The sequence below is a fragment of the Chryseobacterium luteum genome (genome assembly GCF_000737785.1).
Classification (GTDB): domain Bacteria; phylum Bacteroidota; class Bacteroidia; order Flavobacteriales; family Weeksellaceae; genus Chryseobacterium; species Chryseobacterium luteum.
Genome location: NZ_JPRO01000043.1, coordinates 1 through 10,024, shown reverse-complemented (window position 1 = coordinate 10,024; position 10,024 = coordinate 1). Strand labels below are relative to the sequence as shown.

The window sequence follows — 10,024 nt, the reverse complement described above, 5'->3', positions numbered from 1 at the left end:
CAGATTAAGATTGAAATTAAAACCAAGAGCCTGTTTAAATTGTATTCAATAAAATGATGCAGAAATAATTACTAAAGAAACTATTGCTTGCCCAGCTTAAAGAGATTTTGCAAGACTTATTTCAGTTATAAAAATCTGCGTAATCTGCCAAATCAGCGAGATTTTAAAAAATTTAACAGCCTCTAAGATTACATTAAACTATACTGATACTAAAATAAAATGGTGGCTGAGGTACTCGAAGCCACCATTCCTGCATTATTTAGAAGTATACCCGCTTGCTTTTGCCTGCTCCAGAATGGATTTTTCAATAGCTTTGCCAAGGTCGTCGGTATCTGCATTACCCCGTTTTTTCATTTCGGCATCAATGTATTCCTGGCGTTTTCCGGACAGTTCTTCAATCTCTTTCTGGATCTTTCCACGCTCCGCAGACTTTGCAGTAACCGCTTTTTTGATCTCTTCCTTACTTTTACCTTTCAGCTCGGCCGGAAGCGCATCATCTTTTACTGTGGCGATAAAGCCTGCATCTTTTTCAGCTTTGTCTACCAGATCCCAGTGATCGTTTTTATAAGCATTCTTTTTAGACTTGGCAACGGTTCTTTCAACGTAATTAGAAACTGACTGCACTTCGGCATTTCTGTCCTGGGCAGCCTGTTTAAGCTTATATTCGGAACCGTGGCTGCCGTAGTAAATATAGGTGTCATTCAGCCTGGCGTTGCATTCCGAGATTCTGATATCATAAGGTGTTTCAATATAGATCACCTTTCTGTCGCTGTCGATATTGAAATATTTGCCTCCACCTGCCTCCGCTCCGTTCTGCCAGAAGGTTTGTGTGCCTTCCTCCCTGCTTCCGCAGAAAATGGTGTTGGTGTAGATATTTTTGGCTTTGGCTTTTGAGATCACCTCTTTGTAATTTACTTTTCCCTGGTCAAAAGGTTCATTTCCCGCAATGTAGATCAGCTTCATGCTTTTTTCGTTGCCATCCCAGTTCAGGTTCATTGAGGCATCGCGGATCACGGCACCGCAGTATTCACTTCCGCCGTTGGTTCTCAGTGCGAACAATTTCTCGGAAACCAGATCCAGATCCTGGGTAAGCGGAGTAACCTGGCGGATGTAATTTTCATCGCGGATACCGTCGTTTCCATACTCATAAAGGGCAATTTCTACCTGGGGAGCCTGTCCGTTGTACTTCAGGGTGGTTAAAGTATTTACGATATTCCAAAGTCTTGATTTGGCCTGATCGATAAGCCCGTCCATACTGTTGGAAGTATCCAGCAGAAGGGCGACCTGAATTTTATTGTCCTTTGATGGTGTAGGTATCTCAGTTATGGAAGCATTCTGTACCAATGCTGCTCTGTGTGTTGTTTGGCTGTTTGAACAGCGGCTGTCTGAAAAACTGCCGGAACTTAAAAAAGCGGTAACGGCGGTCAGTGCTAAGATTTTTAAAGTTGTCATAATACTGTTTTTTATTGGTTATCTGCTGTAATATTGAATCTGCATCTCTTTCGGATACTTCACTTCATAAGAGAAACTGATCTTGTCCGAGCTTCCGCTGCCTATATTTCTGTTCCAAAGGATGCTTCCTGTTTTCTCATCAAGACTTCCGTTTCCTATCTCTAATGCCTTGACCAGGATTTTAGAATTTTCACTGATCGGAAGCTGGTCAAGGATTTCCAGTTCGATGCTTTCTTTTGTATTATTTCTGATGCTGATTTGGTAAGATTCCGTTTCCCATTTATTGCTGTTAAGCATTTTCTGAGAAGTTTTGTCTTCCAGCTTGATTCTTTTTACGGTGATTCTTTCGTCTACACCCAGAGAGATTGGGAATTCATCTTTCACATAATTGCTTGCAATGCTTGTTTTTCCGATATAGTTATCATCAAAATAAATATTGGCTTCTCCGGAGATGAGGTTAAGGTTCTGCCAGTTTTTAATGAAGGCCATCAGGAATACCTGGTTGTTGAGCTTCGGAACTGTGTGGTATTTGTAGGTGGCATCGACCTGTTTTTTATCAAGAATGACATACTGTTCTTTTTCCTGGCTTAAGATCGTCTGGTTATAATTAAGCTCATAAATTATATTCATCTGGCTGTCTGAAACAGTAGCTACAGGAATCTGGCTTGATTTAACGGCAACTTCATCTCTCATCTGATAGGAATTCACTTCTTTTGCTGTGGCTTTCAGCTTGTAATCAGCCGTCTCAGCCTGAGCATTATAAGCAGTGTATTCAGCAACATAAAGCGGAGAAAGGATGGGTCTGTCCTGGTTGTAAGAAGGTCTGTAGGTGGATACAAACAGCTTTACATTTTTCCAGTCCTGTCCGGTTTTCTGGTAGATCTTTCCTTTATAAACCATTTCAAGAGGTTTTTTTACAGATTCGGCTCGTAAATCGTAAGACGGAACCCAGCCTGCATCAGAAATAATATAGCTTATCCCTAAGTCAAGATTCATTTCATTGTCCGCAAGGATTTCGAGAAGAAGTTCTTTTCTGTTTGTATTCTTGTTGGTCTGTTCTTCTGCGAATTGATTATTGATCTTTGCAATACCTTCATCTAAAACAGTTTTCTGTTCATTCAGTACAAAAACCTGGTTGTCGATTTCCAGCATTCTTTTTCTGTAAAACTCAGTCAGTCTGATCAGCTGTTCCTGCGGAGTGGATTTATCGTTGGTGGAGACCTTTAAATTCTCATTAATGATATTCTGTTCGCCGGTCAGGTTTTTAATCTGGATATTCAGTAAACTGACCTGTCTCTGCAGTTTTTTTCTTTCGTCGTCAAGTTTCTTTTCCCCTTCAGATAAATCTTCATTTTTCAAAAAATTACTTTGTGGTGTGATGGAAAGCAGGGTTGTATTTTTTTCAAGATTGATCTTGTAGGTGTTTTCATCCAGGTTGTTGGGAAGATTGATAATTCTCACCCTATTTCTTCCTTTCTGAAGGGTGACTGTAGTGCTTCCGAAGACTTTGGCGCCCTGCAGGAATACGGTGGCCTGCTTTACGTCAATTTCTTTCTTTATTTCCTGTGCTCCTAAAAATGAAACAGAAAATGCAATGAGTAGTAATAAATAGCGTTTCATAGTTTATTATTTTAATTCCTGAAGTAAAATTATCTGTATTTAAGGCTGAAAAAACAGGAGACTTGGTGAAGCATTACTTTCACTTGGTGAACTTTAAAAAGACGGTTCAGAACAAAAAACAGCCCTTTCGGACTGTCTTTTAAATCTGTTTCTAAAGGATTTCGTATCTCGTTTTGATGCTGTATTTTAGCTTGATATTTTCAATATTGTCAAAAGAAAAATCGGTTACGGCATCCGCCACTTCAAGCTGTACATTTCTGATGCTGCTTTTATAGGCTGCAGGAAGAACCATATCGCTGGTGTAGTCTTCAATTTCTACGATCTCGAGAGGAGCTCCGGCCTTTTTACCCATGCTTTCCAAAAGATAATCTGCTTTTTCTTTTGCTGCTTTCAGAGCATTGATCTTAACTGTTTTCTTAAAGTCAGCAATTTTAGTGTTCTTTACTTCTGCAACGTTCAGGCTGCTTACCCATTTCTGGTTCAGGTCTTCGAATATTTTACTGATATTTGCTTTTGCATTGGCCTTGAACTGGTAGTTTTTCGTGAATTTTCCATTCTTAGCATATACATTCTGGTACATTGATTTAAATTTGATGTCCTCGTTCTTCACTCCGGAGTTCTTTAATGTTTCAATCAGCTTCTTTTCGTTGTCTGCCAGATCATTCTTGTTATCCGCTTTGATGCCGATGCTGAAGATGATCTCATCCGGTTCCACTTCCATTTCTGCAATACCTGTTACTTCAATTGCATTTTTCTTTATCTCCTGTGCATTCGCAAAACTTCCCAGGGTAAAGATTCCGATCAATAAAAAATGTCTCAATTTCATAATTTCTTGTTTTAAATTCTGAAGTAAAATTACCGCGATCTGAAACCGGAAACTGAAAGACTTGGTGAAATGAGGTTTTCACTTGGTGGATAGGGCGAAAAAAGGCAATCCGTGTAGGAACCCGCATTAAAGCTTTATTGAAATGTGATTTTAACCATTAAAAATCTTTTAAGAGCCTGTTTAAATTTTATTCAATAAAAATGATGATGCAGAAACAATTGTTAAAGAAATAGATTATTCTGACAGCTTAAGTATATTATTGGTTCAAAAAATAGGTTGAATATATAAAGTAAACCTTTGTAGTCTGCTGCTGAAGTATCAGGTTTGGAAAATTGAATGTCTGATTATTTGATCAGCTGACTTGATGAAATAGAGTTTTGACTTGGTAAAGAATAGAAAAGGATACCTAAAGTTTTACTTACTTTGCATTAAAGATCCGAAATCCGTGAAATTAGTTTTTAAAATATTGTTTATCTTCATTCTTGCTGCAGGAAATTTCTGTACAGCACAGGATTCCACGCGGGTTACCCAGGCTTACAAATCTGCTGTCAGGCTGAAAAAGGCAGTAGACAATAATGATGATAAAGGCGTTGCCGACACCTATGTAGGGATTGCTAATGATTATTACAATCAGGGAAATTATGCTAAAAGCGAAGAGTTTTTGGTCAAGGCCAGAAATATTTACAAAAATATCAGCGACAAAAAAAACCTTGAATCTGTTACCCGGAAAATTGCCCAGTCACAGGAAAAGCAGAACAAAATAACTCCGGCCATCAGCAATTACAACAGGGCAGCCGAGATGAGTTACACTGAAAAAAGCCGGGCTGTGAATACCAATGATGCCGCAAGACTTTCTTCTGCCACGGTTGAACAGAAGGAAGAAGCGATTCAGGATAACATCAATATAGGTCTTAAAACAAAAGACAAGGGTGATCTGGCAGCAAGTTACAGCCAGATGGCAGATGTCAATATACAGCAGAAAGATATTCCCAGAGCGGAAGAAAACCTGAAGAATGCCTATGTGATTTCCAAAAAAGAAGCACCTCAGCAGGCATTGGAGATCAACCAGAAACTGACTAATTTCTATGTTGAGAACAGAAACTTTGAAAAAGCTATTGAAGCCAAAAAGAAAGTCCTGAAAGAAGATTTTGTAAAAGAAAATTCACAGGAAAAAGTCAACCAGATCCAGGAGCTGGCTGATATCTATATTAAGAAAAATGATCCGGAAGAAGCCGTGGTCCTATTAAAAAATGCCTATGGGATCGCTCTTGAAAAAGGCCATACGCTGGAAGCCCAAAAAAGTGTAAAAAGGCTGGACAGTTTATATAGTATAACAGGAAATACTGATGCTTCAGTTTCGCTGTATCGCGACTTTCTTGGGAAACTTCCGGATATTGTGTCCAAAGACCGAAGCCTGGTTGATAATAAAATTCTCGAGGATACCGAGCAGCGGATCTCGCAGCTCGAAAAGGAAAAAGAGCTGAAAGACCAGCTTATCCGTAAGAAAAATATGTTTAATTACAGCCTGATCGGGGTTCTGATCCTGCTGACCGGTCTGATCATCTTTATTTTCAGAATGCTGAAGAAAGTTCAGATCAAGAATAAAAAAATAGCCCTTCAGTCGCTGCGCCGTGAAATGAATCCACATTTTATCTTTAACAGCTTAAACAGTGTCAATCATTTTATCTCGACAAATAATGAGCTGGAAGCCAACCAGTATCTGACGAAATTCTCAAAACTGATGCGTGGCGTGATGGAAAACTCCGCCGAAGATTTTATCCCTTTCCAGCAGGAGCTGGATCTGCTCCAGAATTATCTTGCCCTGGAAAAAACACGTTTTGCCGATAAATTCGATTATGAAATTGATGTGGACGAAAGTCTGAATATGCAAAACCTCAAAGTCCCCGGAATGCTCATTCAGCCCTTCCTTGAAAATGCGGTATGGCACGGATTGCGCTACAGAAGTGAAAAAGGATTTTTGAAACTGAGTTTTGAAAAAGAAGCACAACATTTAAAAATAACGGTTGAAGACAACGGAATCGGTATTGAAGAAAGCAAAAAGCAGAAAACCCAGCACCAGAAGACCAGGGAAGGCCGCGGAATGAAAAATACCCTCGAAAGAATCAAGCTGCTGAATGACCTCTACAAAAAACAAATTACGTGTTCTATAAAAGATAAAGATAAAGAAAACGGCAGCGGTGTGTTAGTGAATATTAAAATAAATCTGGCATAAACAACAGTAAGAATGAAGAAAAATTTATTCATAGGAATACTGATTTCCTCGTGGGCTGGAAATAAACAGCATCCGGTTTGAAAATATTGTTGAAAGCTTAAAACTTGACAAAACCCGGATCAGAGAGAATTCTGTACCGCACCTTAAAATTTAAAAATAGAAAATACCAGTACAAGCATTCCCTAATTCCTACCATCTGCTACCTAATCCCTAATCCCTACAAAATGAAAATACAATCCGTAATCGTAGACGATGAGATCATTGCAAGAGAAGTTCTCAGAAATTATATCACAAAATACTGTCCACAGATAGAAATTGTGGGCGAAGCGGAAAACATCAAAGAAGCCGTTCCGTTGATTGCTGAAAAGCAGCCGCAGCTTGTCTTTCTGGATGTAGAAATGCCTTTCGGCAATGCCTTTGACGTGTTGGAAGCTACCAAAGAATTTTCCTACGAAACCATCTTTATCACGGCATTTTCCCAATACTCGCTGCAGGCGCTTAATAAATCAGCCAGTTATTATATTTTAAAACCGATTGATATTCAGGAACTTATTTTGGCAGTGAATAAAGTAGCCGAAAGCCTGGAAAAAAAAGAAGAGCTCAACCGGAATAAAATTCTCCTTGAAAATTTAAAGCTAAAGCCTGAAAAACAGCAGCTGATCCTTCCTACACTTCAGGGATTTGATGTGGTAAAAACAGAAGATATCCTAAGGCTCCAGGCAGACGGAAACTTTACACAGGTCTATCTTACCGACGGTTCAAAAAAAATGGTCTGCCGTTTCCTGAAACATTTCGATGACCTGCTGGAAACCCCTTTTGTAAGGGTTCACCGTTCCCATATCATTAATGCAGGATTTGTAAAATCTTACCATAAAAGTGGGACGGTGATGCTTTCAGATGATACGGAAATTGAGGTTTCCGGCAGTTTTAAAGATAATTTCCTTAAGGTTTTTTCTTAGAATTTATTTTCCTTAACGGCTTAAAGGCATTGTTTTTGAAGTTTTCACCGCAATCACACAAAATATTCCAATTATGAAAACTCTTAAGAAAATTGCGATTCCCGTTACATTAGGTGTCCTGAGCCTTATTATTTACAATTCCTGTTCTGCGGGAATTCCGAAAGGCGCTACAGCAGTCAATAATTTTAATGCTAAAAAATACCTTGGAAGATGGTACGAATTGGCCCGTTTTGATTACAGATTCGAGAAAAATATGGACAATGTCACTGCCGAATATACTGAAAATCCTGACGGCTCCATCCGTGTCACTAATAAGGGATACGACTACGTTAAAAAAGAATGGAAAGAATCTGTCGGGGAAGCCCGATTTATAAAAGACAAAACCGAAGCCCGCCTTAAAGTTTCATTCTTCAAACCGATCTGGGCCGGTTATAATGTTATTGATATCGACGAAGATTATCAATACGCCCTGGTGGCAGGAAGCAGTGTAAAATACCTGTGGATCCTATCCAGAACAACTTCCATTCCTGAAAGCATTAGACTGCGTTTCATCGAAAAAGCTAAAAAAATAGGCTATAATACCGATGAGCTTATCTGGGTAAAACATAACCAGTAATTGAGAATCAAGAGCTATATGCCGGATTTCGGAAGGGAAACTGTCAATTGTGAATTTTGCTTCGCAAGTGAAGTGTGAATCATGGATGGGTCACAAGAACCGGGAATCAAGAACTACTGCTGGTGGCTTCGGAGGCTCAGTCACCAGATATTTTTTCTTCATTTAATAGTATGGACTCACAGCCTCTGAACCCTTCAAAAACTCATAATCCCGTACCTCGTATCCCGCAACTCACTACTCATAGTTCATAACGACTCTAAAAACTCTCCGACGCTCAAACACTCAAACACTCAGACTCTCAAACCCCAAAATCCGTATCCCGAAACTCCTTCCACTCCTCAAAACGCTGATCAATAACAGGTCTTATAAGATCATAGTTTTCGCAGGTATCTTCCACATGATAAAAAGATTCATACTCAAAATCATTTTCCTCAGCTTTCCTGTCAAAAGTTTCTGAATAATCATCCGCAAACGAATTGAATTTTTTTCCAAACGCTGTGTCATCATTATAATAAGCTTTTGCAAAGCCGTTACCCGTCTCATTCAGATCATGGGAGCTGAACTTTTCATCACAGATATCAATCAGGAATTCTCCTCCTGTCATGTCGCGTCTTTTTAAGCGCTGAACCTCATCTTTGGCATCCTCAGCCAATTCTTCCGATATCAGATTGTTGTTGATGCACCATGCCAGGAACATTCCGATATGGGTAGCCGCATTTTCATCAGGTAAATTTTCAGGATATTCTCCGCCATAGTGCCAGGAAGCATCATCGTATTTTGCCATTGCCAAATAATTATAGTTTTAAACAGTATCAGCCAAAGATAGAAAAAATCATTTTATGTTGTCCCAGCCGTAGATTTTTCCGTCATTTGCAGGATATTTTCTTTCAAGAATATACGATATGGAAAAAGCTGTTCTCATGACTATCGGTGACGAAATCCTTTCCGGAAACACCGTTGATACCAATTCTAATTTTATTGCCGCCGAACTGAAAAATATAGGCATACAGGTGGCACAGATCTTTACAATATCAGATGAGATAGATACCATTAAAAATACTTTAAAAGCTGCTTTTGAAATGGGGGACCTGGTTATAACAACAGGCGGTCTGGGTCCTACAAGAGATGATAAAACAAAAAAAGCACTGGCTGAATATTTCAATGACGAAATTGTGCTGGATGAGGTCACCTTCAGCTATCTTAAAAACTATATGGAAAGACGCGGCCGTCTGGAGATCCTTGAAAGAAACAGAGAGCAGGCTTTTGTTCCTTCAAAATCCGTTGTTTTTCAAAATCATTTCGGAACCGCACCATGCATGATGATGGAACAGGACGGGAAATTGTGTTTCAGCCTTCCCGGAGTTCCTTATGAAGTGAAACCCCTTATCAAAGACCAGATCATTCCTTATTTAAAAGAAAAATTCAATCTGTATTATCTCCATACCAGAATCGTTTCCGTGGTGGGGATTCCCGAAAGCATCCTTGCAGATATCATTGAAGACTGGGAACTTGCCCTTCCTGAAAACCTGTCATTGTCCTATCTTCCGGTAGGAACACGGGTAAAGCTTAGGCTCACTGCCTCAGGAGATAATGAATCCGCCCTTAAAGAACAGGTGGAAGACGAGATACAGAAGCTTCTTCCTTTGGTCGGGGATCACGTTATTGCCGTAACGGAAGACAAAATTGAGAAAATTCTCGCAGAGATCCTTACAGAAAGAAAACTGACTATTTCCACAGCAGAAAGCTGTACGGGTGGTGAGCTGGCAAAAATGATCACATCTGCCTCCGGAAGCTCAAAATACTTCCTGGGAGGTATTATACCCTATGCCACAGAAAAGAAAATTGAGATTTTAAAAGTTTCTAAGGAGACTGTGGACGAGTTTACCGTAGTCAGTGAGCAGGTGGCAAGCGAAATGGCAAAAGGCTGTCAGAGATTATTTGATACTGATATTTCCCTGTCTACAACAGGTGTTGCCGGCCCGGGAAAAGGAGAAGACGGCAATGAAGTGGGAACTGTTTTCTACACCATTCGAATAAATGACAAGGAAGTTACTTCAAAATTGTACATGCCTCATCTGGAAAGACTTGATTTTATGAATTTTGTTTCCCAGAAGATCATTCAGGATCTGGTCGGATTACTCATTTCGGAATAATCTTTTAACTATTCATGAGTAAGAGAATCAATATTCATGAAGATTAATTTTTTTATAAAATCTGTTTAAACTTATATCTTATACAGTTGGCCAATCACAAAGTCGCAAATGATATTATAAAAGACTTTTTAAGTCGCAAAGATTTTATCTGCGATAAAATTTCTA

The 10,024-nt window shown here is 39.3% G+C and carries 8 protein-coding genes; 4 read left to right on the top strand and 4 right to left on the bottom strand.

The genetic code is table 11. The features are described from left to right. Positions 1 to 255: 255 nt before the first annotated feature. From IX38_RS21630 to IX38_RS21620, 3 genes are all read right to left on the bottom strand, one after another. On the bottom strand, positions 256 to 1,452 hold the full coding sequence (locus tag IX38_RS21630) for a vWA domain-containing protein (protein WP_034708150.1): 1,197 nt from the start codon (positions 1,450 to 1,452) through the stop codon (positions 256 to 258). 18 nt (positions 1,453 to 1,470) lie between these two features. Next, positions 1,471 to 3,072, bottom strand: a complete 1,602-nt coding sequence (locus tag IX38_RS21625) for a DUF4139 domain-containing protein (protein ID WP_034708149.1) — start codon at positions 3,070 to 3,072, stop codon at positions 1,471 to 1,473. Positions 3,073 to 3,223: 151 nt separating this feature from the next. Further along, positions 3,224 to 3,898 carry an SIMPL domain-containing protein gene (locus IX38_RS21620; protein WP_034708148.1) on the bottom strand — a complete coding sequence of 225 codons (675 nt, stop codon included), beginning with the start codon at positions 3,896 to 3,898 and terminating at the stop codon, positions 3,224 to 3,226. Positions 3,899 to 4,364: 466 nt separating this feature from the next. Here IX38_RS21620 and IX38_RS21615 point away from each other — a divergent pair, with 466 nt between their 5' ends. From IX38_RS21615 to IX38_RS21605, 3 genes are all read left to right on the top strand, one after another. Beyond that, positions 4,365 to 6,131, top strand: a complete 1,767-nt coding sequence (locus IX38_RS21615) for a tetratricopeptide repeat-containing sensor histidine kinase (protein ID WP_228378025.1) — start codon at positions 4,365 to 4,367, stop codon at positions 6,129 to 6,131. Between the two features lie 224 nt (positions 6,132 to 6,355). Next, a complete protein-coding gene (locus IX38_RS21610; protein WP_034708151.1) occupies positions 6,356 to 7,090 on the top strand; it encodes a LytR/AlgR family response regulator transcription factor in 735 nt (244 codons plus the stop codon). 73 nt (positions 7,091 to 7,163) lie between these two features. Further along, entirely contained in the window at positions 7,164 to 7,706 is a 543-nt protein-coding gene (locus tag IX38_RS21605) for a lipocalin family protein (protein ID WP_034708147.1), read from the top strand. Between the two features lie 298 nt (positions 7,707 to 8,004). Here IX38_RS21605 and IX38_RS21600 read toward each other — a convergent pair whose 3' ends face one another. Further along, positions 8,005 to 8,490: a DUF7832 domain-containing protein gene (locus IX38_RS21600; protein ID WP_034708146.1), complete on the bottom strand. Its 486-nt coding sequence runs from the start codon at positions 8,488 to 8,490 to the stop codon at positions 8,005 to 8,007. A 118-nt stretch (positions 8,491 to 8,608) separates the two neighbouring features. Here IX38_RS21600 and IX38_RS21595 point away from each other — a divergent pair, with 118 nt between their 5' ends. After that, complete coding sequence (locus IX38_RS21595) at positions 8,609 to 9,859, top strand: CinA family nicotinamide mononucleotide deamidase-related protein (protein WP_034708145.1); 1,251 nt, start codon at positions 8,609 to 8,611, stop codon at positions 9,857 to 9,859. The last annotated feature ends 165 nt before the right edge of the window (positions 9,860 to 10,024 follow it).

Excerpts from the sequence above, each read along its gene's own strand:
- IX38_RS21630 (WP_034708150.1), bottom strand. The coding sequence starts at position 1,452 with ATGACAACTTTAAAAATCTTAGCACTGACCGCCGTTACCGCTTTTTTA.
- IX38_RS21605 (WP_034708147.1), top strand. The coding sequence starts at position 7,164 with ATGAAAACTCTTAAGAAAATTGCGATTCCCGTTACATTAGGTGTCCTG.
- IX38_RS21610 (WP_034708151.1), top strand. The coding sequence starts at position 6,356 with ATGAAAATACAATCCGTAATCGTAGACGATGAGATCATTGCAAGAGAA.
- IX38_RS21620 (WP_034708148.1), bottom strand. The coding sequence starts at position 3,898 with ATGAAATTGAGACATTTTTTATTGATCGGAATCTTTACCCTGGGAAGT.
- IX38_RS21625 (WP_034708149.1), bottom strand. The coding sequence starts at position 3,072 with ATGAAACGCTATTTATTACTACTCATTGCATTTTCTGTTTCATTTTTA.
- IX38_RS21600 (WP_034708146.1), bottom strand. The coding sequence starts at position 8,490 with ATGGCAAAATACGATGATGCTTCCTGGCACTATGGCGGAGAATATCCT.
- IX38_RS21595 (WP_034708145.1), top strand. The coding sequence starts at position 8,609 with ATGGAAAAAGCTGTTCTCATGACTATCGGTGACGAAATCCTTTCCGGA.